Source organism: Burkholderia seminalis DSM 23518 (genome assembly GCF_902832885.1).
In the GTDB taxonomy this organism is placed as follows: domain Bacteria; phylum Pseudomonadota; class Gammaproteobacteria; order Burkholderiales; family Burkholderiaceae; genus Burkholderia; species Burkholderia seminalis.
On the sequence record NZ_CADFDK010000004.1, the window covers coordinates 16263 to 40829 of the forward strand.

18 protein-coding genes are annotated in these 24567 nt (G+C 67.7%); 11 read left to right on the plus strand and 7 right to left on the minus strand.

The window, feature by feature from the left end:
* Nucleotides 1-125: 125 nt before the first annotated feature.
* From HWX00_RS14335 to HWX00_RS14345, 3 genes are all read left to right on the plus strand, one after another.
* On the plus strand, nt 126-749 hold the full coding sequence (locus tag HWX00_RS14335; protein ID WP_049029964.1) for a LysE family translocator: 624 nt from the start codon (nt 126-128) through the stop codon (nt 747-749).
* A 224-nt stretch (nt 750-973) separates the two neighbouring features.
* The gene (locus tag HWX00_RS14340) at nt 974-2563 is read left to right on the plus strand and encodes a S53 family peptidase (protein WP_175028837.1); all 1590 of its coding nucleotides are present in this window, start codon (nt 974-976) and stop codon (nt 2561-2563) included.
* Between the two features lie 73 nt (nt 2564-2636).
* A complete protein-coding gene (locus HWX00_RS14345) occupies nt 2637-4313 on the plus strand; it encodes a S10 family peptidase (protein ID WP_069706721.1) in 1677 nt (558 codons plus the stop codon).
* Nucleotides 4314-4385: 72 nt separating this feature from the next.
* Here the strand turns inward: HWX00_RS14345 and nadE are convergent, their stop codons facing one another.
* From nadE to HWX00_RS14360, 3 genes are all read right to left on the minus strand, one after another.
* Nucleotides 4386-5234 carry an ammonia-dependent NAD(+) synthetase gene (nadE, locus tag HWX00_RS14350; protein ID WP_034190616.1) on the minus strand — a complete coding sequence of 283 codons (849 nt, stop codon included), beginning with the start codon at nt 5232-5234 and terminating at the stop codon, nt 4386-4388.
* 210 nt (nt 5235-5444) lie between these two features.
* Nucleotides 5445-6314, minus strand: a complete 870-nt coding sequence (locus HWX00_RS14355) for a DMT family transporter (protein ID WP_124610000.1) — start codon at nt 6312-6314, stop codon at nt 5445-5447.
* A gap of 123 nt (nt 6315-6437) precedes the next feature.
* On the minus strand, nt 6438-6623 hold the full coding sequence (locus HWX00_RS14360) for a hypothetical protein (RefSeq protein WP_006480515.1): 186 nt from the start codon (nt 6621-6623) through the stop codon (nt 6438-6440).
* Between the two features lie 207 nt (nt 6624-6830).
* Here HWX00_RS14360 and HWX00_RS14365 point away from each other — a divergent pair, with 207 nt between their 5' ends.
* Together HWX00_RS14365 and HWX00_RS14370 are read left to right on the plus strand one after the other, a co-directional pair.
* Nucleotides 6831-7589 (plus strand): DeoR/GlpR family DNA-binding transcription regulator, encoded by a 759-nt coding sequence (locus HWX00_RS14365; protein WP_034190614.1) that lies wholly within the window; start codon nt 6831-6833, stop codon nt 7587-7589.
* Nucleotides 7590-7694: 105 nt separating this feature from the next.
* The gene (locus HWX00_RS14370) at nt 7695-9488 is read left to right on the plus strand and encodes a phospholipase D-like domain-containing protein (RefSeq protein ID WP_175028838.1); all 1794 of its coding nucleotides are present in this window, start codon (nt 7695-7697) and stop codon (nt 9486-9488) included.
* 54 nt (nt 9489-9542) lie between these two features.
* On the opposite strand, the gene HWX00_RS14375 is transcribed toward HWX00_RS14370, so the two are convergent.
* The 3 genes from HWX00_RS14375 to HWX00_RS14385 form a co-directional block, all read right to left on the minus strand.
* The gene (locus HWX00_RS14375) at nt 9543-10217 is read right to left on the minus strand and encodes a TetR/AcrR family transcriptional regulator (protein WP_034190612.1); all 675 of its coding nucleotides are present in this window, start codon (nt 10215-10217) and stop codon (nt 9543-9545) included.
* An 80-nt stretch (nt 10218-10297) separates the two neighbouring features.
* Entirely contained in the window at nt 10298-11614 is a 1317-nt protein-coding gene (locus HWX00_RS14380) for an NAD(P)/FAD-dependent oxidoreductase (protein ID WP_051701047.1), read from the minus strand.
* A gap of 150 nt (nt 11615-11764) precedes the next feature.
* Nucleotides 11765-13345, minus strand: a complete 1581-nt coding sequence (locus tag HWX00_RS14385; RefSeq protein ID WP_175028839.1) for an amino acid permease — start codon at nt 13343-13345, stop codon at nt 11765-11767.
* 648 nt (nt 13346-13993) lie between these two features.
* Here HWX00_RS14385 and amaB point away from each other — a divergent pair.
* On the plus strand, nt 13994-15505 hold the full coding sequence (gene amaB, locus HWX00_RS14390) for an L-piperidine-6-carboxylate dehydrogenase (protein WP_049033787.1): 1512 nt from the start codon (nt 13994-13996) through the stop codon (nt 15503-15505).
* A gap of 126 nt (nt 15506-15631) precedes the next feature.
* Here the strand turns inward: amaB and HWX00_RS14395 are convergent, their stop codons facing one another.
* Nucleotides 15632-18076 (minus strand): DUF3772 domain-containing protein, encoded by a 2445-nt coding sequence (locus HWX00_RS14395; protein ID WP_034190609.1) that lies wholly within the window; start codon nt 18074-18076, stop codon nt 15632-15634.
* 534 nt (nt 18077-18610) lie between these two features.
* Here HWX00_RS14395 and HWX00_RS14400 point away from each other — a divergent pair.
* The 5 genes from HWX00_RS14400 (at nt 18611) to HWX00_RS14420 (ending at nt 24567) form a co-directional block, all read left to right on the plus strand.
* A complete protein-coding gene (locus HWX00_RS14400) occupies nt 18611-18859 on the plus strand; it encodes a hypothetical protein (protein WP_226194313.1) in 249 nt (82 codons plus the stop codon).
* A 197-nt stretch (nt 18860-19056) separates the two neighbouring features.
* On the plus strand, nt 19057-20484 hold the full coding sequence (locus HWX00_RS14405; protein ID WP_175028840.1) for an MFS transporter: 1428 nt from the start codon (nt 19057-19059) through the stop codon (nt 20482-20484).
* A 365-nt stretch (nt 20485-20849) separates the two neighbouring features.
* The gene (locus HWX00_RS14410) at nt 20850-22154 is read left to right on the plus strand and encodes a hypothetical protein (protein ID WP_175028845.1); all 1305 of its coding nucleotides are present in this window, start codon (nt 20850-20852) and stop codon (nt 22152-22154) included.
* A 162-nt stretch (nt 22155-22316) separates the two neighbouring features.
* Complete coding sequence (locus HWX00_RS14415) at nt 22317-23429, plus strand: porin (protein WP_034190605.1); 1113 nt, start codon at nt 22317-22319, stop codon at nt 23427-23429.
* Between the two features lie 85 nt (nt 23430-23514).
* Nucleotides 23515-24567 carry a nucleoside hydrolase gene (locus HWX00_RS14420; RefSeq protein ID WP_175028841.1) on the plus strand — a complete coding sequence of 351 codons (1053 nt, stop codon included), beginning with the start codon at nt 23515-23517 and terminating at the stop codon, nt 24565-24567.

Here is a 24567-nt window from a genome sequence, read left to right on the forward strand (position 1 = left end):
AATTCTTGTATCGATTTCGTGATTGTGGCGGATTCCCCTAAGGATCGCCAATCCTGAGCCAAAGATGGCCAATAATCCCTCCTTCTTCAGCGGCAACATATCGTCATTGAAGGACGGGGCAGACCATGATTTCCACGCATTTGCTGTTGATTTATCTCGCCGCGCTGGCCGCCATATATGCGGTGCCGGGGCCGGACATGGCGCTCGTGCTGCAGACCAGCATCGGCCGTGGCGTGCGGCCCGGGATGGCGGCGGCAGCCGGGCTGTCGCTCGCGCGCACCGCACATGTGACGCTGTCGGCCTGCGGCGTCGCGGCGCTGATCCGCGGCGCACCGTGGCTGTACGAGGTGATCCGCTATGGCGGCGCGTTGTACCTCGCGTATGTGGCGATCCAGGTGTTCCGCTCGCCGGTGTTCGCGCTCGGCGACGGCGATGCGGCGACGGCCGGCGAGCTGCGGCAGTCATTCGTGAAGGGGCTGCTGACGAACCTGCTGAACCCGAAGGCGCTGCTGTTCTGCTCGGTGCTGCTGCCGCAGTTCGTGCGACCCGAGGCCGGGCCGGTCGTCTGGCAGATGTTCGAGCTCGGCGCGCTGCTGGTCGCGGCCGGCGTGTGCTTCGATCTCGCGTGCGTGTTCGGCGCGTCGCGCATCGCGGCGTGGATGCGCGCGCATCCGCTCGCACAGACCGTGCAGCGCTGGACGTTTTCGGCGGCACTGATCGGATTCGCGCTGCGCCTTTCAATGGACTGAACGAGGCCCCGCGCCGTTGCCGCGCAGCCCGACTGGCCGCGCGCAATGCCGGCCTTCGCGCGCGTGCCTTGCTGTAGAAGGGGGGACGCGCAAATCGTCTGACTGTTCTAAACTTCCTCTAACTTCGCGCAAGCGAATCGACTGACCGAACGGAACCGACTTCCGCCGGCTGTGTCCGATTTCCTGGCTGTTCCGTGCAACGCGGTACCAAGGAGGGTCTGAACATGGCAAGGCATCTTCACGCCGACCGTGAACCCCGAATCGTCGCCGAGTCCAAATGTCTCGGCGCGTGCGATCCGGCAGAACGCATCCACGTCACGATCATGTTGCGGCGGCAGGAAGAAGGGCAACTCGATACGTTGGTCCACCAGCTCGCCACCGGCGACGCACAGGCGAAGCCGCTGTCGCGCGAAGCGTTCGCGCAGCGTTTCTCCGCCAATCCCGACGACATTCGCAAGACCGAGGATTTCGCGCATCGTCATCAGCTGACGGTCGATCGCGTCGATCCGGTCGAGAGCGTCGTCGTGCTGTCCGGGACGATCGCACAGTTCGAAACCGCATTCGGCGTGAAGCTCGAACGATTCGAGCATCGGTCGATCGGCCAGTATCGCGGCCGCTCGGGCCCGATCGCGCTACCCGACGATCTCGGTGACGCCGTCACGGCCGTGCTCGGCCTCGACAGCCGCCCGCAGGCGCGGCCGCATTTCCGGTTTCGTCCGCCGTTCAAGCCTGCGCGCGGTGCCGCGGGCGTGACGTTTACGCCGGTCCAGCTGGCGTCGCTGTACGATTTTCCGGCCGGTGACGGCGCCGGCCAATGCATCGCGATCATCGAACTCGGCGGCGGCTATCGCGCGGCCGACATCCAGCAATATTTCCGCGGGCTCGGGCTCAAGACGCCGCCGACGCTCGTCGACGTGAACGTCGGCACCGGCCGCAATGCGCCGACCGGCGACCCGAACGGCCCGGACGGCGAAGTCGCGCTCGACATCGAGATCGCCGGCGCGATCGCGCCCGCCGCGACACTCGCCATCTACTTCGCGCCGAACAGCGACGCGGGTTTCATCCAGGCCGTGAACGCGGCCGTGACCGACAAGACCAACCAACCTTCCGTGATCTCGATCAGTTGGGGCGGCCCGGAAGCCATCTGGCAGGCGCAGTCGGCGCAGGCGTTCAACCGCGTGCTGCAGGCGGCCGCCGCGCAGGGCATTACCGTGTGCGCGGCGTCGGGCGACAGCGGCTCGGGCGACGGGCTGCAGGACGGCACCGATCACGTCGATTTCCCCGCGTCGAGCCCGTACGTGCTCGGCTGCGGCGGCACGCAGCTCGATGCGCCGCCGGGGCAGGGCATCCGCAGCGAGGTCACGTGGAACGACGAGGCGGCCGGCGGCGGCGCGGGCGGCGGCGGCGTCAGCACGCTGTTCGACGTGCCGGCGTGGCAGCAGGGGCTTGCCGTGACGCTCGCCGACGGCAGCCGCACGCCGCTCGCGAAACGCGGCGTGCCCGACGTGGCCGGCGATGCGTCGCCGCAGACGGGCTACGAGGTATCGGTCGCGGGCACCGCCGCGGTGATGGGCGGCACGAGCGCGGTCGCACCGCTGTGGGCCGCGCTGATCGCACGGATCAATGCGGCGGCCGGCGCGTCGGCCGGCTGGGTCAATCCGGTGCTGTACAAGCATCCGGGCGCGCTGCGCGACATCACGAAAGGATCGAACGGCACCTATGCGGCCGCTTCGGGCTGGGACGCGTGCACGGGGCTCGGCAGCCCGAACGGCGCGCAGCTCGCCGCGATCCTCGCGCGCAAGCCGTCGAGCTGACGCGCGGGCCCACGCCTTTCCGTTCGACGCGGGTGTCCTGCCCGCGTCTTTTTTCACCTCCAGGAGCAGCACGATGGGCATCGATTCCGCATCTTCCGGCGGCGTGTATCCGCTGCATCACGGCGACCACAATTCGCATGGCGTGCCGCCGACCGTCAACCCGGTCGCGCTGAGCCACGGCCGCGACCAGCCGTTCTTCGACCCGGTCGCGTACGGCAACGGCCCCGACGACTCGGTGACCGACACGACCGAGGCGGCCGCGATCACGCATCACACCATCCTGATCGACGGCAAGCGCATCGCGTACACGGCGACGGCCGGCCATCTCGTGACGGTCGACCCGAGCAGTTCGCAGCCGGCCGCGAAGCTTTTCTACGTGGCGTTCACGGCCGACGGCGCGAAGGAAGAAACGCGCCCGGTGACGTTCTTCTATAACGGCGGCCCCGGTTCGTCGTCGGTGTTCGTGCTGCTCGGCTCGTTCGCGCCGAAGCGCATCAAGACGTCGATGCCGGGTTTCACGCCGCCCGCGCCGTACCAGATCGAAGACAACCCGGACAGCATGATCGACCACAGCGACCTGGTGTTCATCAATCCGGTCGGCACCGGCTATTCGGCGGCCGTCGCGCCGAACAAGAACCGCAATTTCTGGGGCGTCGACCAGGATGCGGATTCGCTGAAGCAGTTCATCAAGCGCTACCTGACGAAGAACAACCGCTGGAATTCGCCGAAGTACCTGTTCGGCGAATCGTACGGCACAGCGCGCAGCTGCGTGCTCGCGTACAAGCTGCACGAGGACGGCGTCGACCTGAACGGCGTCACGCTGCAGTCGTCGATCCTCGACTACCGGCAGGCCGGCAACCCGGTCGGCGCGCTGCCGACCGCCGCGGCCGACGCGTGGTATCACAAGAAGCTCGGCGTCACGCCCGCGCCGACCGATCTCGGCGCGTTCGTCGAGGAGGTCGCGCAGTTCGCGCGCACCGACTACCTGAAGGCGCTGCGCACGCTTCCGCATGCGGATCCGGCGGCCGTGCAGAAACTGTCGCAATACACGGGCATCGATGCGGCGACGCTGCAATCGTGGAGCCTCGATATCGCCGGCTACGACACGCGCGGCAATTCGCTGTTCCTGACGACGCTGCTGCATGCGCAGGGGCTCGCGCTCGGTTCGTACGACGGCCGCGTGACCGGAATCTCGTCGGGCATCGCCGGCAAGATCGATCCGAATTCGGGCGGCAACGATCCGACGATGACGGCCGTGACGGGCGTCTATACGGCGATGTGGAACAGCTACCTGAACGAGCAGCTGAAGTTCACGTCGAATTCCGCGTTCACCGACCTGAACGACCAGGCGTTCCGGAACTGGGACTTCGGCCACATCGACCCGACCGGCGCGCAGCAGGGCATCGATGCGCAGGGGAACGTGATTCTCTATACGGCCGGCGATCTCGCCGCGGTGATGGCGCTGAACGTCGACCTGAAGGTGCTGTCGGCGAACGGCTTGTACGATTTCGTCACGCCGTTCTACCAGACCGTGATCGACCTGCAGCAGATGCCGCTGGAGGACCCGAAGGTGCGGCAGAACCTGTCGGCGCGGTTCTATCCGTCGGGGCACATGGTGTATCTCGACGGCGGCTCGCGCACCGCGCTCAAGCGCGACCTCGCGACGATGTACGACGCGACGGTCAGCGATACGGGTGCGCGACTGCGGATTCGCGCGTTGCAGGCGAAGAAGGCGGGCGGGCACGCATAGCGCTGCCCGTGGTGGGCGTGCCGCGCGCGGCCTCGACGGCTCGCGCGCGGTATGCCGGTTGCGGCGGCCGGCTTACGCGGGCCGCCAGTCGAACGGCGTGTACGGCAGCGCGCGCTTGTGGCGCGAACCGTCGAAGAAGCGCAGCACCGTTTCGTACACGCGGTCTTCGACCGGCTTGCCCTCGAGGAAATCGTCGATCTCGTCGTAGGTCACGCCGTACGCGTGCTCGTCGGGCCGCAGCGGACGCAGTTCCTCGAGGTCGGCCGTCGGCACCTTCATCACGATCGTTTCCTCGCCGCCGAGCGCACGCGCGACCGCGCGCACGCGCCGCTTGCTCAGGCCCGCGAGCGGCAGGACGTCCGCGCCGCCGTCGCCGAACTTCGTGAAGAAACCCATCAGCGACTCGGCCGCATGGTCGGTACCGATCACGATGCCGCGCCGCGCGCCGGCCACCGCGTACTGCGCGATCATGCGTTCGCGCGCCTTGATGTTGCCGTGCACGAAATCCTGCTGCGCCGGCGTGTCGAATGCGTGGCCGGATGCGACCAGCGAGCGCAGCATCGCATCCGCGGCCGGCTTCACGTCGACCGTCAGCACCTCGTCCGCGCGCACGAACGCGAGCGCGCGCTGGGCATCGGCTTCGTCGTTCTGCACGCCGTTCGGCAAGCGCATCGCGATGAAGCGCGCATCGTAGCCGTCGGCGCGCAGGCGCTCGACCGACAGCTGCGCGAGCCGGCCGGCCGTCGACGAATCGACGCCGCCGCTGATGCCGAGCACGTAGGACCGCAGGCCGGTCGAACGAAGATAGTGCGCGAGGAAATCGATGCGGCGGTCGATCTCGGCCTCGGCGTCGAAGTGCGGGGCAACGTTCAGTTCGGCAATGATCGCGCGCTGGCGGCTGGCGTAATCGGCGGATGTCATGAAGAAAGTTCCGGAACGAAATGCAAGGCGCCCATCATAAGCGCAATCGCGGCGCGGTGCCGCGCCGGGCGTGCGTTCCGGAGGCTTCGCGTTGCTTCGGCGAGACGCACTGCGTCGCCGTGGTGCACGGTGCGCCGGGCGGGTGCGGGATGCCGGGCGAACGGCATGCGCGCTCGCCCCGCCGACGGGATGCGCGCCGGATGGCCGGCGTCAGCGCCGCGCGAGCACGACGCCCACCAGCGCGAGCGCGAAGCCGGCGAGCTGGATCGCCGCGAGCGTTTCGCCGAACAGCCAGTAGCCCTGCAGCGCGGCCAGCGGCGGCGCGAGGAACAGCAGCGACGTCGCGCGCGCCGCGTTGCCGCGGCGCAGCATCCACATCAGCATCGTGACCGCGCCGCCGGACAGGAACACGACGCCCCACACCAGCGACACCCACAGCGCCGGCGCGCCGATCCAGCGGGTTTCGTGAAGCAGCGCGACGAAGCCGGCCGCGACGATCGCCGCGCCGAAATTCTGCACGGCCACCGCCGTGCGCAGGTCGCTCTGCGCGAGCTTGCCTTTCTGGTACAGCGAGCCGGCCGTGATCGATCCGACCGCCAGCACCGATACGGCGACGACCAGCCACTCGGGCGCCGCACCCGGCGGCGACGCGACGCCGCCCGCGACCTTCGGCGCCAGCACGAGCGCGACGCCGACGAGCCCGAGCGCCATCCCGAGCCAGCCGCGCGCGGGCAGGCGCTCGTTGAACAGCGGGACCGCGAGCACGGCGGTGGCGAGCGGCTGCAGTGCGCCGAGCAGTGCCATGACGCCCGCGTTCAATCCTTGCGCGACGGCCCAGTAGCTGGCGCCCAGATAGACGCCCTGCAGCAGCGCGCCCGCGATCAGATGGCGCGGCCATTCGCGGCGGGCCGGCCACGGTGCGCGCGCGGCGAGCGCCACGACGCCGAACAGCGCGGCCGTGCCGGCGAAGCGCGCGAGCAGGAACAGGTTGGGATCGGCGTAGGGTTTGATGGCCCGCGCGACGATGAAGCCGGTGGACCACAGCGCGACGAACGCGGCGGCGACGATCGAGGTAAGCATGCGTAACGGGCCACGAACTGGCCGGACAGAATCGGAAAGTCGGCCAGTATCGGGGGAAGCGGGGCCGGCGTCTTGTCGAATCCTGCACTCATGCCGGGCGTGAAGCCGCGGCGATCGGCCGGATCAGTCGATCGAGAACGTGTCGAGCGGCTGGTTGGCGCGCGCATCCGTCGCGAAGCGCGCGGCGAGCTGTTCATAGAGCCGGCGTGCCTCGTCGAGCGTCAGGTCGATCCAGTACGGATCGCCGGCCGCGTCGTTGAGGCGTTCGGGCGGAAACTGGATTTCGATCACACTGCCTTTGCGATACATGGCGCGAGCCCCTTTGCTTGATCCGTCATTCGGCGAAACGCAGAGTGTAGCAACCGGCGTCGCGCCGATTCGCGCGCATGAGGCAATACAGAATTTCGCTTTCGGGAAACGCGGCCGGCCCCGTTTCCTGCCGCCGTCAAATGCCGGTCAAACGGCCGTAATACAATGGCCGGCTCACCCATTACAGTCGCCTCGGGCGCACACGCGATGCTGGCGGAACAACGTCATCAATACATCCTGTCGGAGCTCGGGCGGTCGGGCGCGCTGTCGGTCGCGGAACTCGTCCGTTCGCTCGACGTGTCGCGCGAGACGGTAAGGCGCGACCTGAATGCGCTGGCCGCGCGCGGCCTGCTCGTGATGACGCACGGCGGCGCGCTGGCCGCCGATCGCCGCGAGCCGAGCCTGTCCGAGCGCGAAGCCGCGAATGCCGAAGCGAAGCGCACGATCGGGCGGCGCGCGGCCGAATTCGTGCCCGACGATGCATCGGTGCTGATCGATTCGGGCAGCACGCCGCATGCGGTCGCGCTCGCGCTCACCGACCGGCACCGGCTGTCGATCTACACGAACGACTGGCGTACCGCGTTCGTGCTCGCGCGGCGCAACGGCAACCGCGTGACGCTGCTCGGCGGCGAGCTGTCCGACGACGAGGATGCGACCTTCGGGCTCGACACGATCCACCAGCTCGCGCAATACCACGTCGATTTCGCGTTCGTCGGCGCCGGCGGCATCACGCCCGACGGCGAATGTACCGACTACTCGCGGCTCGCGGCCGAGGTGCGCAGCCGGATGATCGCGGCGGCCGGCACGGCGATCATCGTCGCCGACCATTCGAAATTCGGCCGCGTGACGCCGGTGCGCATCAACGGCACGGCCGCCGCCCGCTATCTCGTGACCGAGCGCGCGCCCGACAAGGCCGTGCGCCGTGCGCTGACCGCGCGCGGAATCGAACTGCTCGTGTGCGACTGACGCGCGTCCGACATACAAGGTTCATCGAAGCGTCATTCCACGGGAAGAACCGCCGCCGACACTGACCCATTCACCTCGACCGGCCGTCAGGCCAGGGAGCAATGAATGACCGTCAGCGTGCGCAGCTATCTTTCCCCCACCCTGGTCCTGCTGGCCTTCGACTGGCCCGATGCGGCGGCGCGGCCCGATTTCCTCGGCTTCGCGATCCGGCGCACGCCGGGCTTCTGGTCGGCCGACGGCAAGACGCGTGCGTCGGACAGCTGGTTGCCGAACCGCCTGACGTTTGACGGCCCGGCCGCCGACACGCAGGGCGATGCGCCGACCGATCAGGCGCCGATCCAGAAATTCATGTGGTGGGATGCGCGCATCGATCCTCAGGACCGCGATGCATCGTTCCGCTACGACGTCTATCCGGTCGTCGGCACGCCGGCGAACCTGCAGGTGCTCGACGCGGAGGCCGGCGTATGCGACGTCGTGCTGCCCGCGCACATCGAGGACGGCATCGGCACGTGGTTCAACCGCGCGGTGGTCAGCTCGCAGGCGTTTGCCAGGCAGGTCGCGGCGCTGGGTCTCGCGCCGAACGAGGCGCCGAGCGACGCACAGGCGCTGAAGTTGCGCACGTGGCTCGCGAACGACATGGAGCAGGTGTTCGCGGAGATGCTCGACCCGGCGTCGCGCGCGGCGTCGGCCGTCTATCACCTGACCGACACGCTGTGGGCGCTGCCCGCATTCGAAGCGTTCGGCCGCAAGCACGGCGAAGCGTCGCTCGCGATCGTCTACGACGCGCACACGACGGCGCGCAAGGGCAAGCCGCCGCTGCCGTCGCCGAACCAGCCGGCCGTCGACGCGCTGCAGGGCCTCGCGACGCTCGCGCCGCGCGACAGGACGCACATCATGCACGACAAGTTCATCGTGACCGACGCGCCGTCGAACCCCGCGCCCGCGCGCGTGCTGACCGGTTCCGCGAACTTCACGACCGAGGGGCTGACCGAGCAGGCCAACGTGCTGCACGCATTCGACTCGTCCGTGCTCGCCGCGCTGTACAACGACCGCGCGCATGCGCTCGCGAGCAATCCTTCGATTGCCGAGACGGCGCAGCTGACATCGGGCTGGTCGGCGCCGATGACGATCGGCAGCGCGCAGGTGCGCGTCGCGTTTTCGCCGGAGCCGGCGGGGCAGCGTACGGAGATCGACACGATCGTCGCCGCGATCGCGGCTGCGAAGCATTCGGTGTCGTTCTGCCTGTTCATGCCGACCGACGCGGCGCTGCGCGATGCCTGTTTCGCGGCCGGCGACCGCGGGCTGATGATGTTCGGGCTGGTGAACCGGATCAGCGTCGGCAGCGCGACGAAGGCCGATACCGCGCGGCAGGCAGGCCAGACGCTCGATGCGGCCACGCTCGCGAACCTCGAGTTGTACCATCGCAGCCGCGACAACCGCGACGTGATCGATGCCGCGTATTTCTCGCCGGCCACCGTGCCGCCAGGCTTCACGCCGGAACTGCGGCTCTTTCCGGGCGAGCCGGCGCCGGCCTTTCCGCCCGTCGTGATTCATCACAAGTTCATCGTGATCGATGCGGAAGGCGCGAATCCGGTCGTGTACACGGGCTCGGCGAACATGAGCCGCAATTCCGAGCAGTACAACGACGAGAACCTGCTCGAGATCCGCGACACGCGGGTCGCGGCGATCTATCTCGCGGAATTCCTGCGGCTTTACGAGCACTATCGCGCACGGGCGCTGGCGATCGATGCGCAGCGGCACGGCCCGGACGCGGGGACGGGCGCGCATGCGCGGCTCGCGCTCGCGCCCGATTCGCGCTGGGCGAGGAAGTATTACGTGCAGGGAAGCCCGGAAGAAAAGGCGCGGATCGCACTGGCGTCGACCGCGCCGACCAACTGACGCACCGAAGTGCGAAGGGCACGGCAGGTGCGTGCCCCGGCCGGCCGCCGCCGCTTACGCGGCGACGTAGCGCAGCACGGCGTCGGCGATCGTGTCGCGATGCCGCGTGCGCAGGCGCGGCGCCGACGGATCGCGGCCGAACGCGGCGCCGAACGTGTAGCGGTTCGACACGCGGTGGAAGCAGAACGAGCTGATCAGCAGGTGCAGGTCGAATGCATCGATGTCCTTGCGGAACGCGCCGCTGGCCGCACCGCGCTCGACCAGTTCCTCGAGCGTCTTGATGATGCTGACGTTGCGGTTCTTGAACGACTTCAGCTGTTCGAGATACTTCGCGCCGTGGATGTTCTCGATCGACACGAGGCGGACGAAGTCGCGATGCTTGTCGTGATAGTCGAACGTGAATTCGACGAGGCGGCGCATGCCTTCGCGCGGCTCCATGTCGCCGACGTGCAGTTCCTGCTCGAGCGCGCGGATGTCGCCGTACACCTTCTCCAGCACGGCCTCGTACAGGCCTTCCTTGCTTTCGAAGTAGTAATAGAGCATGCGCTTCGTCGTGTTCGTGCGCTCGGCGATCGCGTCGACGCGCGCACCGGCGAGGCCCATCGCGGAGAATTCCTGCGTGGCGACGTCGAGAATGTTGCGCTTGGTTTGCTCGGGATCGTATTTGCGCCGCGCTTCGGACGCAAGCGCTCGGGTGTCGGACGTGGCGGCCTTGCTTCCTGCTTTCATGTGACTTTGTTTTGGGTTCGCGGCGGCTAGGAAAAGGCATTCTAGCATGTGGGAAATGCCCGCCCGGCCGACCTTCCGCTCTAATCGGCCAGGCCGTCCGGCGGGGCCGTTTCGGCCGCCGCGCCCGCTCGGCGGCGGCAGGATGCGAGCGCGTCGCGGGCCTGGTAGGCGGTGTACGTGAGCTGCGCGGCGGCGAGGCCGGCCAGCCCGAACGTACGCGTGAGCCCGAACGCGGCGAAGCCGTCCGGCACCGGCCGGCCTTCGGCCAGCGCGGCGGCGAGCGTTTCGCCGGCCACCGTGGTCGGCGCCATGCCGTGGCCGCCAAACGCGATCGCGTGCCATACGCCGTCCGTGTCGCGGCCGATCTGCGGCATCTTGTGCCGGGCGTAACTCATCAGCCCGCCCCACGCGTAGTCGACCTTCACGCCTTCCAGTTGCGGATACACGCGCAGCAGGTCGCGCCGCAGCAGGCGCGCGATCGCATCGGGGCCGCGGTCGAGCACCGAGATCCGGCCGCCCCACAGGATGCGCGTGTCCTTCAGCGGCCGGTAGTAGTCGAACGCGAAACGCGTGTCGTAGATCGCGTACGGCGCGTCGATCGCGTCGGGCAGCCGCGTGCCGAGCGGCTCGGTCGCGATCACGTAGGTCGCGATCGGCAGCACCGCGCGCTCGATGCGCGGCGACACGCCGCGCGCGTAACCGCCGCCGGCGAACACGACGTCTTTCGCGCGCACCGCGCCCTGCGCCGTGCGCACGACGTACCCGGCGCCTTCGCGCGCGATGCCGAGCGCGGCCGAGCGTTCGTACACGCGGGCACCGCCGCGCGAGGCGGCCGCCGCGACGCCGAGCACGTACTTGAGCGGATGGAAGTGGAAGGCGTTCGGCTCGAACAGGCCGCCGTAATAGCGCTGCGTCTTCAACCGCTCGCGCAGCGCGCCGGTCGGGACGGGTGCCCAGTCGACGCCGAGTTCCTGCTTCATCAGCGTGCGCACGCCGTCGAGCCGCGACGGATCGTCGAACCAGTTCGCGAGCATCACGCCCTGGTCGACGATGTCGCAGTCGATCCCGTAGCGGGCGATCCGCGCGCGGATCAGGTCGACCGCATCGACGGTGAGCCGGTACAGCCGGCGCCCTTCGTCGCGGCCGAGCGTGCGCAGCAGGTCGGCATTGTCGAGGCTGTAGCCGCCGAACACGAAGCCGCCGTTGCGGCCCGACGCACCGAAGCCGACCCGTTCGCCGTCGAGCACGACGACGTCGCGCACGCCGCGCTCGACGAGGCCGAGCGCCGTGCACAGGCCGGCGAGGCCGCCGCCGACGATGCAGACCTGCGTGTCGATCGTGCCGGTCAGTTGCGGGTAGGGCTGGCGGGTAACGGTGGCTTCGTAGAAGTTCTGCATGCGATTTCGTTGATTCGTGACGACGGGAAAACGGACGGCGCGCGTCGATCTTGCCTGAACGCGTGCGCCGCGTCGAATGGCGCTTGTCAGGGCGCCGGCCACCGCGCTCGGGCGGCAGCCGGCGCAATGCGTGACGTCAGGCTTCAGGCTTCAGGCGCCCGGCGTCGGGTTGGCCGGGCGCGCGACGTAGCCCGCGTAGCCGATGTCGGCCTGCGGGGCCGCTTCTGGCGTGGCGTTGCGTTCGATCCACGGCGCGATCTCCATGTCTTCGTAGCGTACGAGGCGGCACTTGCGCACCAGCGCGTAGCCGAGCCAGATCGCGACGAAGAACGGCAGGCCGATGTAGGTCGCGGCGACGCCGGCCCAGTCGATCTTGTCGGAGAGGAACGCCTGGTAGTCCTGGCCGAGCGCGACGACCGCGCACAGCGCGAACGCGAACAGCGGGCCGAACGGGAACCACTTCGACCGGTACGGCAGCTGATCGAGCCGGTAGCCCTGCTTCAGGAAACCCTTGCGGAACCGGTAGTGGCTGACCGCGATGCCGAGCCACGTGATGAAGCCGGCCATGCCCGACGTGTTCAGCAGCCACAGATACACGGTCTTGTCGCCGTACAGCGACGTGAAGAAACACAGGGCGCCGACGGCGGTCGTCGCATACAGTGCATTGCGCGGCACGCCGCCCCGCGACAGCTTCGCGAAGATCTTCGGCGCGCGGCCTTCGGTCGCGAGGGTGTAGAGCATGCGCGTCGACGCGTACATGCCCGAGTTGCCGGCCGACAGCACGGCCGTCAGGATCACCGCGTTCATCACGCCGGCCGCGAACGCGAGGCCCGCGTGGCGGAATACGAGCGTAAACGGGCTTACGCCGATGTCGGTCACGTCGCTCTTCAGCAGGCTCGGGTCGGTGTAGGGAATCAGCACGCCGATCACGAAGATCGCGAGCACGTAGAACAGCAGGATGCGCCAGAAGATCTGGCTCACCGCGCGCGGGATCGTCGTGCGCGGGTTCTCCGATTCGCCGGCCGCGACGCCGATCATTTCGGTGCCCTGGAACGAGAAGCCCGCGATCATCGCGACGCCGAGCATCGTTGCCCAGCCGCCGGCGAACGGCGCGTCGCCGATCGTGAAGTTGCTCCAGCCGGCGCTCGGGCCGCCCTGCATGATCCCGAAGATCATCAGCAGGCCGACGCCGACGAACGCGAGCACCGTCAGCACCTTGATCAGCGCGAACCAGTATTCGGCTTCCCCGAAACCGCGCACCGACAACGCGTTGAGCGCGAAGATCAGCGTGAGGAACAGCGCGCTCCACCAGACGCCCGGCACATGCGGGAACCAGTAGTGCATCACGAGCTGCGCGGCGACGAGTTCCACCGCCAGTGTCACGGCCCAGCTGTACCAGTAGTTCCAGCCGAGCGCGAAGCCGAAGCCTTCGTCGACGAATTTCGCGCCGTAGGTCGCGAACGAGCCCGACACCGGCATGAACGCGGCCATTTCGCCGAGGCTCGTCATCAGGAAATAGACCATCAGGCCGATCACCATGTACGCGATCATCGCGCCGCCGGGGCCGGCCTGCGAGATCGACGCGCCGGATGCGACGAACAGGCCCGTGCCGATCGAGCCGCCGATCGCGATCATCCGCAGATGACGGGCCTGCAGCGCACGGTGAAGGGACGGCTTCGCGGGCGGCGAGCCGGACGGACGGGGCGAATCGGGGCGGGCGTCTGAATGCATGGCGGGCGCTGGGCGCTGTCTCCGGGATTGTTTTTTCGGTGACGAAGCGCGACGCGTTGCCGGACGCGGGCCGGGGCAGCGGTGATGCGGTGCGAAACGGGCCGCCGGGGGCCCGATGAGCCGGGCCGCGGGGCGTGTCGCCTTCGTCGGGCGTCCGGCCGCTTGTCATGGCGGCCGGCGGCGCGCCGGGTGCATGGCACCTCGACGCCGCCCCGATTGTGGGTGCCCGATGTACGGGCGGCAAACGATATTTCCGAACAGGGTGATGCAGCTTTGTCATCAACTCGCGCCACGTCGGGACGCGTCCCGTGGCCCGGTCACGAGCCTTGGAAAAGTCTCGTATCGGGACGGGAGCGCACGCGTTCTTCCTGCCAGGGTGTTGCGTTTTGGGAATGAAGTCGTGAGTTAATATCAATAGCGGCCCGACTTGTGGCCACCGACAATGTGTTTCATGGATCGTGCCTCGCGAGGCTGGGGCGCGCCGTCCGGCCGGGCTTCCGGCGGCGGCGCGGCGCGATGCGCCGTACGCGGCGCACCGGGCCGGCCACGCGGCGCATCCGCTTGCACAGGGCGCGCGAACGCGCTCCAATCGAATCACGCGGGCGGCGCTGCCGCCGCACCGATCAATCTGTCCCTGAAGAGGAAGTGATGCAATTCAACGACATTCTTGCCGCGCTCGATATCGATCTCGCCCAGTGGAAAGGCAATGCGCTGACCGCGCGTTCGCCGCTCGACGGCGCGACGCTCGCGACGCTGGCTGTCGACACGCCGGCCGACGCGGAGCGCAAGATCGATGCCGCGCACGACGCATTCCTCAAGTGGCGCACGGTGCCGGCGCCGGTGCGCGGCGAACTCGTGCGCGTGTTCGGCAATGTCCTGCGCGAGCACAAGGCCGAACTGGGCCGTCTCGTCACGCTCGAGGCCGGCAAGATCACGTCGGAAGGCCTCGGCGAAGTGCAGGAAATGATCGACATCTGCGATTTCGCGGTCGGTCTGTCGCGCCAGCTCTACGGCCTGACGATCGCATCCGAGCGCCCGGGCCACCGGATGATGGAAACGTGGCACCCGATCGGCGTGTGCGGCGTGATCTCGGCGTTCAACTTCCCGGTTGCCGTGTGGGCATGGAATGCGGCGCTCGCGTTCGTGTGCGGCGATTCGGTCGTGTGGAAGCCGTCGGAAAAGACGCCGCTCACCGCGATCGCGTGCCACGTGCTGCTCCAGAAGGCGATCCGCGAGTTCGAGAAGACTCATCCGGGCGTCGCGCCGGCGGAACTGAGCCAGCTGGTGCTCGGCATGCGCGATGTCGGCGAGGTGCTGACGGCGTCGAAGAAGGTGCCGGTCGTCAGCGCGACGGGCAGCGTGCGGATGGGCCAGGAAGTCGCGAAGGTGCTGAGCCAGCGTCTCGCGCGCGGCATCCTCGAACTCGGCGGCAACAACGGGATGATCGTCGCGCCGAGCGCGGATCTCGATCTCGTCGTGCGCGCGGTCACGTTCGCGGCGGTCGGCACGGCCGGCCAGCGCTGCACGACGCTGCGCCGCCTGATCGTGCATCGCAGCCTGGTCGAGCAACTGCTGCCGCGCATCGAGAAGGCCTACACGTCGGTGAAGGTCGGCAACCCGCTGGAAGAAGGCACGCTGGTCGGCCCGCTGGTCGATCGTGCGTCGTTCGACGCGATGCAGAAGGCGCTGGCCGATGCACGCGAGCAGGGTGGCGAAGTGAAGGGCGGCGAGCGCGTCGACGTCGGTCATGCGGATGCGTACTACGTGCGTCCGGCAATCGTGCGGATGCCGAAGCAGTCGGCGGTGGTCGAGCGCGAAACGTTCGCGCCGATCCTGTACGTGATGATCTACGACAACTTCGACGATGCGATCGAACTGCACAACGCGGTGCCGCAAGGGCTGTCGTCGGCGATCTTCACGAACGACATGCGCGAGGCCGAGCAGTTCATGTCGGCGGCGGGCAGCGATTGCGGGATCGTCAACGTGAACATCGGCACGAGCGGCGCGGAGATCGGCGGCGCGTTCGGCGGCGAGAAGGAAACGGGCGGCGGCCGCGAGTCGGGTTCGGATGCGTGGAAGGCCTATATGCGCCGCGCGACGAATACGATCAACTACAGCCGGCAATTGCCGCTGGCGCAGGGCGTGAAGTTCGACGTTTGACGTCGGTTGCCCGAATGGGCGCCATGTACGAGTGAGGAGGGCCGGTTGCCGCGGATGCGGTGACCGGCCCTTCGTGTTTCGGCGCGGGCGGCGCCATCGTCGATGACAAGCCCGCTCAGGCGATGCTCACTGCTCCGCCGCCGGCATGTTCTGCACGACCAGCATCTGCGGGCTCGACAGCGTGATCCCCGCCGCGCGCAGCTGCTTCAGGATCTCGAACAGCAGGTCGCTCTTCGTCGAGCTCGCGATCCGCGGGCTCGACACGTAGCCCGTCACGCTCAGCGTGATCCCGTCCGGCGTGAGCTGGCTGAACGTCACCGACGGCGCCGGCTTCTCGAGAATCGCCTGATGCTCGCGATACGCGTCGAGCAGCAGGTCGCGCACCTGCTCGGGATCGGTGTTCAGCGGGAACGTCAGCACCAGCGTCGCGACGCCCTGCGTGCTGTTGCCCATCGTCACGTTGCGCACGTTCTGCGAGATCAGTTGCGAGTTCGGCACGATCACGGTCGAGCGGTCGCTGAGCTGGATCTCGGTCGCACGCACGTTGATGCGGCGGATGTCGCCTTCGACGCCCGCGATGCTGACCATGTCGCCCACCTTGACGGGGCGCTCGGTCAGCAGGATCAGCCCCGACACGAAGTTCTTCACGATCTCCTGCAGGCCGAAGCCGATCCCCACCGACAACGCGCTGACGATCCACGCGAGGTTGCTCCACCGCACGCCGAGCAGCCCGAGCGTCATCAGCACGAGCAGCACGTAGCCGACGTTGGTGAACAGCGTGATCAGCGACACGCGCATGCCCGTATCCATGCCGAGCGCGGGCATGAACTCGCTGTCGAGCCAGCGGCGCAGCGAGCGCAGCAGGTAGAAGCCGATCGCGAACCCGATCACGGCGTTCAGGATCCGGTCGGGCATGATGTTCAGGCTCTGCAGCCGCTGGCTGCCGATCATCGCGACCGCGCTGTCGAGCAGGTCGCCCGGCGTCGTGCCGAAGCCGCCCGTCACCAGCGCGATGGCCGCGATCAGCATCAGCAGGCTCGTGCCGAAGCCGGACAGGACCGTGCGCGCCTGATCGAGGTGGCGGTCCTCGAGCGCGAACAGGTGCTTGATCTGCTGGCCCGTCGACAGGCCCGACGAGAACAGGCTTTCGCTCGCATCGCGCGTCAGCTGGATCAGGATGTAGGTCGCGCACAGCACGATCTCGAACCACACGAGTTCGTACGTGATGAAGCGTGCGACCGTGATGTAGCCGATCAGGAGTGCGATCAACGATACGACGATCGCCAGCGTGACGCCCGCATGGATCAGCCCCGCGAGCGTCGAGCGCTGCTCGGGCGCTTCGCCGGCCGCCGCGAGCGCGCTGCGTGCGCGGTTCGCGCGCAACAGCGACGCGCCGACCGTCAGCGCCACGACGAGCGAGACGATGCCGCGGCCGAACAGCGTGACCGACAGGCTCGTGTCGACGATCCGGTTGATCGATTCGAGCGTGCCGGACACCAGCAGCAGCGCGGCCAGGATGCTGGGGAACGGTTTCATCGCGAGCGCGACGGGATCGGCGAGCGCGGGCAGTCGCCACGACGGATGCTTCGTACAGAGCAGGGCGCGGCCGAGTCCGGCGATCAGCGCGCAGGTTGCGGCGAGCTTCGCGAACTGGTCCCACAGATCGGTCAGCGACGGCGTGAGCTCGTAGCGGCGCGCGACGGCGAGGTAGAGGATCTGAACGGCGATGGCCGTGGCCAGGAACGTCGACAGCACGGTCGACAGCGCCAGCGCGCTGCGGCGCAGGCGCGTGGGCGGCAGACGGTTCAGCGCGATCCACGCGAGCCCGCGCTCGATGAGCCGGCGGCCGCCGAGCCACGCCGCGAACGAGGCGATCAGCAGCACCGTCGTGAGCGCCCGCTGCCCGGGTACCCATGACGAATGCAGCATGTCGAGCAGCTCGTCGTCGAAATCCTGGAGCCGCTGGCGATCGTCCGGCGAAAGGTGGAACAGCGGCAGCCAGAACTGCGCGCTGAAGATGCTGCCCGAACGGAACGCGAGCTGGTTCTTCAGCAGGCTGCGATGCAGTTTCGCGAACTGCTCGGTCAGGTTCGTGAGGCTGGCCTTCTGGTCGGCCGCCTGCTTCAGCGCCGCATCGATCTGCGTCTTGCGTGCGTCGAGCGTGGCCCGTTGTTTGGCGACGGCCGCCGTTTCCGGCGCGGCGCCCTCGGCAGGCGGCGGCCCGAGCACGTCGAGTTGCGCCTGGATCTGCGCGCGTTGCGGCGTGAGATCGCTTTGCAGTTTCGCGATGTCGGTGCTCAGCTCCTGGGCCGAGTCGTCGAGCGCGTCCAGTTCCTTGCTGTTGGATGTCGTCGAGGTCTGCTGCTTGATGCGGTCCAGTTCGACCTGCATCTGCTTGAGCTGCGCGATGGCGTCGTTCAGCGAGATGGCCGGGACGGGGGCGCCGACGCCGCTTGCGCCCGGGGCCGAAGCGGCCGCCGGAAACGCCGACGCGGTTGCGATCGCCGCGAACTGCAGCAGCGCGATCAGCGCGATTCGGCAGGCGTACGTGGATAGTCGTTGTATGAACATGGATTCTTACGATTTGCCGACAATGCCGGATGCCGAAAAGCAGCCGGAAGCCGGTGGTTGGCCCGACTGCATGTTACCGGGGCGCGGGCCATCGATTTCCGAATCCGCATGGGCGACGTTTCGGCGCCGGGCAGGAGGGGCCGACCGCGGGAAATCCTGCTCGCCCCTGTCTTGTTAAGGGTGTGCCGACCGAATCGCGTCCGAAACCGCGCGATGTTGTCGTTCAGCCGCGGCAGGCGGCCGGACAGATGGTTACGAAATTTACATGAAGTTGGCCCGACGGCGGTTCGTGCTAATTGGGGCGCGAGTCATGGCGGCATACGCTGCCGATGCTGAGCTTTCATTTTCCTGTCGCTTCATCGTCGGTAAAATGCCGCGGGTCGCTGGCAGGCGTCCGGGACATGAGAAGGGTGGGCCGCCTGCCGCGCGGCGAAAAACGAACAACGAAAAGAAATCCTGAGAGCATGGCTGACCGATGTTCATCCGGACGACGTCGTCGCATCCGGTGAAGGTTTCAACGCGTGGCTGATCAGCGTGACGCATGGCTACGTGGACGTCGATCGATTGAAAACGGTCGCGAGCATGATTCGGGTGCTCAACAACCTGATGGCGCTGGTCGATGCGCTCACCGACATCGTCTCGATCATCCGCAAGCGAGGCGGCGAACTGCTCGACTATCTCGGACTCGCGATCAACCTGATCGGCGTGATTCCATTTCCGCCCGTACTGGCGCCCATGCGCCTCACGGCGCGGCCGCTTCTGGCAACGTCGATTGGACGATAGGGAATCTTGTTCGACGTTGTGCCCGGTCAGCCAGCTATAACGAACCGGCTCGCTACATCTGTTCCAATGCGGCCGATGCGCCCGTGCGTCAATTGATTGATGTGCTCAGCCCCCCGCCTCGCTAAAATGCGCGAAGCCGCTCGCCAGTTCCCCTCTGCTGGCGCCAACGACAATCAAGAATCCGGAGACTCGCCACCATGGCATCCACCCAGCCCGACCCGCTCACGGCAGCAGGCGCCGCCCGCCCCGCGGCGATCGACCCCGGCTCCATCTCGGCGCGCCTCGACCGCCTGCCGCCGACCCGCAGCGTCTGGAAGCTCGTCGTGCTGCTGAGCCTCGGCTTCTTCTTCGAACTCTACGACCTGCTGTACAGCGGCTACGTCGCGCCCGGGCTCGTGAAAAGCGGCATCCTGTCGGCGACGACGCACGGCCTGTTCGGCACCACGGGCGTCGCGAGCTTCATCGCCGCACTGTTCTCCGGGTTGTTCATCGGCACGATCGCATGCGGCTTCCTTGCCGACCGCTTCGGCCGCCGCGCGATCTTCACGTGGTCGTTGCTGTGGTACACGGTCGCCAACGTCGTGATGGCATTCCAGGACACCGCGGCCGGGCTGAACTTCTGGCGCTTCGTCGTCGGTCTCGGCCTCGGCGTCGAGATGGTGACGATCGGCACGTACATCTCCGAGCTCGTGCCGAAGCAGATCCGCGGCCGCGCGTTCGCGTGCGAACAGGCGGTCGGCTTCGTCGCGGTGCCGGTGGTCGCGTTCCTCGCGTACCTGCTCGTGCCGCATGCGCCGCTCGGCCTCGACGGCTGGCGCTGGGTCGTGCTGATCGGCGCGCACGGCGCGCTGTTCGTGTGGTGGATTCGCCGAGAGTTGCCGGAAAGCCCGCGCTGGCTCGCGCAGCAGGGGCGCGTCGACGAAGCCGACCGCATCATGCGCGCGCTCGAGGCGAAGGTCGAAGCCGAATACGGGCGGCCGCTGCCGCCGCCCGCGCCGGCCGAACCCGTGCCGCCGCGCGGCAGCTTCCGCGATATGTGGGTGCAGCCGTATCGCAGCCGCACGATCATGATGACGATCTTCAACGTGTTCCAGACGGTCGGCTTCTACGGCTTCGCGAACTGGGTGCCGACGCTGCTGATCAAGCAAGGCATCACGATCACGTCGAGCCTGATGTATTCGAGCGTGATCGCGCTCGCGGCGCCGATCGGCCCGCTGATCGGCCTCGTGATCGCCGACCGCTTCGAGCGCAAGTCGGTGATCGTCGCGATGGCGGCGGCGATCGTCGTCTGCGGGCTGCTGTTCAGCCAGACGACGGTGGGCGCGTTCCTGATCGTGCTCGGCATTGGCCTCACGCTCGCGAGCAACATCATGTCGTACAGCTTCCACGCATACCAGGCCGAGCTGTTCCCGACGTCGATCCGCGCACGGGCAGTCGGCTTCGTCTATTCGTGGAGCCGCTTCTCGGCGATCTTCTCGTCGTTCGTGATCGCGGCCGTGCTGAAAGGCTTCGGCACGTTCGGCGTGTTCGCGTTCATCGCGGGCGCGATGGTGATCGTGATGGTCGCGATCGGGTTCATGGGCCCGCGCACGAAGGGCATCGCGCTCGAAACCATTTCGAAGTAGTCGGCAGGTACGCACGCGTGTCGCTTCGTTTGTGCGACATGCGTGCAATACGGTTTCGATGGGGACAACGCGTCGCCGGGATGATTTGGCATGCAAATTGATTTGACGGGGAGTCGTTTCATATCGAACGCGCCGAACCGCCGAATCCACAAGCGTGACACGCAACGAAGCCGCAAACGGCAACGAGTTGAAACAAAGCGTGACGAAGCGCAAATCCACCGCCAAACCACGACTTCCGTCGCTGCCGATTCTTCCGTCGGCGCGTAAAATGAAGGGCCTGACGACTCATTAGCCGCCATCGGACCGCACGCGTTGCATCAGCGAACGGCTCCGCCGCGAAGAGGCGTCGGCGCCGGGCGCGCATGATGCGCCAGACGTGTCGATGGCTTGCGCGGAAGATGCGCCGCTCGCAACAGCACCACGCGGCGGCCGGATCGGCCGATGGCTTCGAACGTATGATGCTTTCCAGCTTGTCGCGGCGAATTTCGAAGTCGCGCCGTCGTACCCGCACAGTCGCCGCGTATGCGTCGCTCGCTGTCGTGCTGCCCGTTTCCATTCTTGCCGGGTTGCCTGCCTTCGCCGCATCCGACGCTTCGTCGTCCGTTGCTCCGTCATCCTCATCAGTGGCATCGCCCGCGTCGACGGCTTCTCATGCGCACCCGGGCTCGTCCGTGCATGCGTTGCCAGGTACATCGCCCGCACCGTCCGCCCCCGCGGCATCGCACGTGCATCATGCAGCGCCGGCCAGCGCGGCATCGGCCGCTTCCGGCGCTTCTTCCGCAGCTTCTACAGCCGAACCCGCATCGGCTGCATCCGCCACCACCGCCAGCGAGGCCGAAGCCCCCGCGCCGACCCCGCCGCGCCGGCATCCGCCCCTATCGGCCGAGGAAGCGAAGAACGCGACGGCGCGCGCCGTCGACATGCGCAAGCGCTTCACGCAGGAAGTCACCCGCCGATTGAGCGTGCCCGCGAGCGAACAGCGCGCCTACGGCGAGCGGCTCCAGAAGGCGCTCGTCGACGCGGACCTCGGCGACCTCGCCGGCGAATACGTCGCGATGGTCGACCGCGCACCGAACGTGCAGGCGCTGTTCATCTACTTCCGCGCCACGCCGGCCAATGCGTGGCTGATGATCGGCGCCTCGCCGGTCGGCACGGGGCTGCCGGGCAAGTACGACCATTTCCTGACGCCGCTCGGCGTGTTCCATCACTCGCCCGACAACATGGATTTCCGCGCCGAAGGCACGACGAACGAGAACGGCATTCGCGGTTATGGCCGCCGCGACATGCGCATCTACGACTTCGGCTGGGTGGACGGAGAACGCGGCTGGGGCAAGGGCGGCGTGTCGCCGATGCGCTTCCAGATGCATGCGACCGATCCCGACCGCCTCGAAGCGCTGCTCGGCATCCGGCATTCGAAGGGCTGCGTGCGGATTCCCGCGTCGCTGAACGCATTTTTCGACCGCCACGGCCTGCTCGACGACGATTACCAGGCGCGTGTCGAAGCCGGCAAGTCGCTGTGGGTGCTGCCGCGCGATCGCGACATCACGCCGATCGCGGGTCGTTATCTGGTCGTGATCGACAGCGCGCGCAAGGCGCGCCCGGCCTGGGCGCCGATGCCGGGGCGCAACGCATGGTCGAAGGTGCCGAAGGGCGGCGACACGGCGGACTGATCGCCGGCCGCCGAACGCGGAGGGAATGCAGGGATGAGAATAAATCCGTTTTATTAATACATAAGAAAAGCAAACTTTTATTATCCGATCCGGGTTCGTATAGTCGAGTCCAGTTTCGCGGAACCCCGCCGCGCCTGGCCCACCACCGACCACACGACCCGCATGAAAACTCTCTACAAGCTCGCTCCGCTCGCGATGCTCGGCGCCTTCGCGACCCATGCCGGTGCGCAAAGCAGCATCACGCTGTACGGTCTCATCTCGGCCGGCGTCGGGTTCGCGACCAACCAGGGCGGCAAGAACGCCTGGCAGGCGCTGTCCGGCACGAACCAGAACCCGCGCTGGGGGCTGAAGGGCAAGGAGGATCTGGGGCAGGGGCTGTCCGCGGTCTTCCAGCTCGAGAACGGCTTCAACGTGATGACGGGCACGGCCGCGCAGAACGGCCGCGAGTTCGGGCGCATGGCCTATGTCGGCCTCGCCGACCGCACCTACGGTTCGCTGACGTTCGGCCGCCAGTACGATGCGATCCACGACTACATCGGGCCGGTGATCATCGCGAGCAACGGCGTGAACATCGGCGACAACGACAACGGCTACAACGACATCCGCGTGCAGAACTCGGTGAAGTACGTGAGTCCCGTCTACTACGGCCTGAAATTCACCGCGCTGTACGGCTTCAGCAACGCGACCGGCTTCGCGAACAACAGCGCGTACAGCTTCGGGCTCGGCTACGAGCAGGGCGCGCTGCGCTGGAGCGCCGTCTATGCGCAGTACAACCATCCGTACAGCGCGACGAACCAGGACGGCGCGATCGCGAACGACTATGCGTCGCCGCTGCTGATCTTCAGCAAGAGCGCGATGTCGCCGGCCGCGTATGCCAGCCGGCAGCGGATCGCGGGCACGGGCGGTTTCTACACGATCGGCCGCGCGCAGTTCGCCGCGATGTTCACCGACGTGCGCTACGATTACCTCGACAATTCGCATCTGCACCTGCAGAACCTGGGGGTGAACGTCGTCTACACGATGACGCCGCAGCTCTTCCTCGGCGCCGCGTACGCGTTCACGAACGGCAAGTACGACGTGATCGACAAGCGTCCGAAATGGCACCAGGTGAACCTGCAGGCCGACTACTTCCTGTCGAAACGCACCGACGTCGCGCTGACGGTGATCGCGCAGCAGGCGGCCGGCGACGCGGACCACGCGCAGATCTTCGCGTACGCGCGCTCGACCGGCACGCGCCAGATGATGGCGACGCTCGGCGTCCGGCACGTATTTTGAGCGCCCCCAATCCTGCCGCCTCGCGCCTGGCCCCCCGGAGGCAGGAAAACGTGGGGCGGCCCGGCGTTTTCTCGAGAGCCCGACCATGACTCATCCGATCGCATCCCGCCGCACCTTCCTGAAACTGTCCGCCGCGCTGGCCGGCACCGCGCTGCTGCCCGAGGCGGGCGCGTTCGCGGCCGGCGGCGACGCTGCGCGCCGCACGGTGATCATCGATACCGACCCGGGGCAGGACGACGCCATCGCGATCCTGCTCGCGCTGGGCGCGCAGGACCGGCTCGACGTGCGAGCGCTGACGGCCGTCGCGGGTAACGTGCCGCTCGACCTGACCGAACGCAACGCGCGGATCATCCGTGACTGGGCCGGCCGCACGAAGACGCTGCCGGTCTATGCGGGCTGCCCGCGCCCGCTCGTGCGCGATCTCGTGACGGCCGCGAACGTGCACGGCAGGACGGGGCTCGAAGGCGTCGAACTGCACGAGCCGCGCGCGCCGCTTGCTGCCGGCCACGCCGTGTCGTACCTCGTCGATACGCTGAGCCGCGCGGCGCCGAACAGCGTGACGCTGTGCGCGCTCGGCCCGCTGACCAACCTCGCGACCGCGCTGGTCGAGGCGCCGCGGATTCGCGGCGCGCTGCGCGAAATCGTGCTGATGGGCGGCGCGTTTTTCGAGCGCGGCAACATCACGCCGGCCGCCGAGTTCAACATCTACGTCGATCCGCAGGCGGCCGAAGTCGTGTTCGGCAGCGGCGTGCCGATCGTCGTGCTGCCGCGCGACGTCGCGGTGAAGGCGCCGATCACGCCGGCGCGCGTCGCGCCGTTCCGCGCGCTCGGCAACCGCTGCGGCGCGATCGTCGCGGACATCATGGATGCCGAGCTCGCATACAACAAGAAGCGGCGCGGCGTCGAAGAGGCGCCGATGTACGACCCGACGGCCGTCGGCTATCTCGTCGATCCGACGCTGTTCGGCGGGCGCAAGGTGAACGTGGTGGTCGAGACGACCGGCCAGTGGACGCTCGGCGAGACGATCGTCGACTGGAACGGGCGCAGCGGCCGTGCGGCGAATGCAACGTGGATCAACGAGGTCGATGCGGACCGCTTCTACGCGACGCTCGTCGAGCGCATCGCGAAGCTGCCTTGA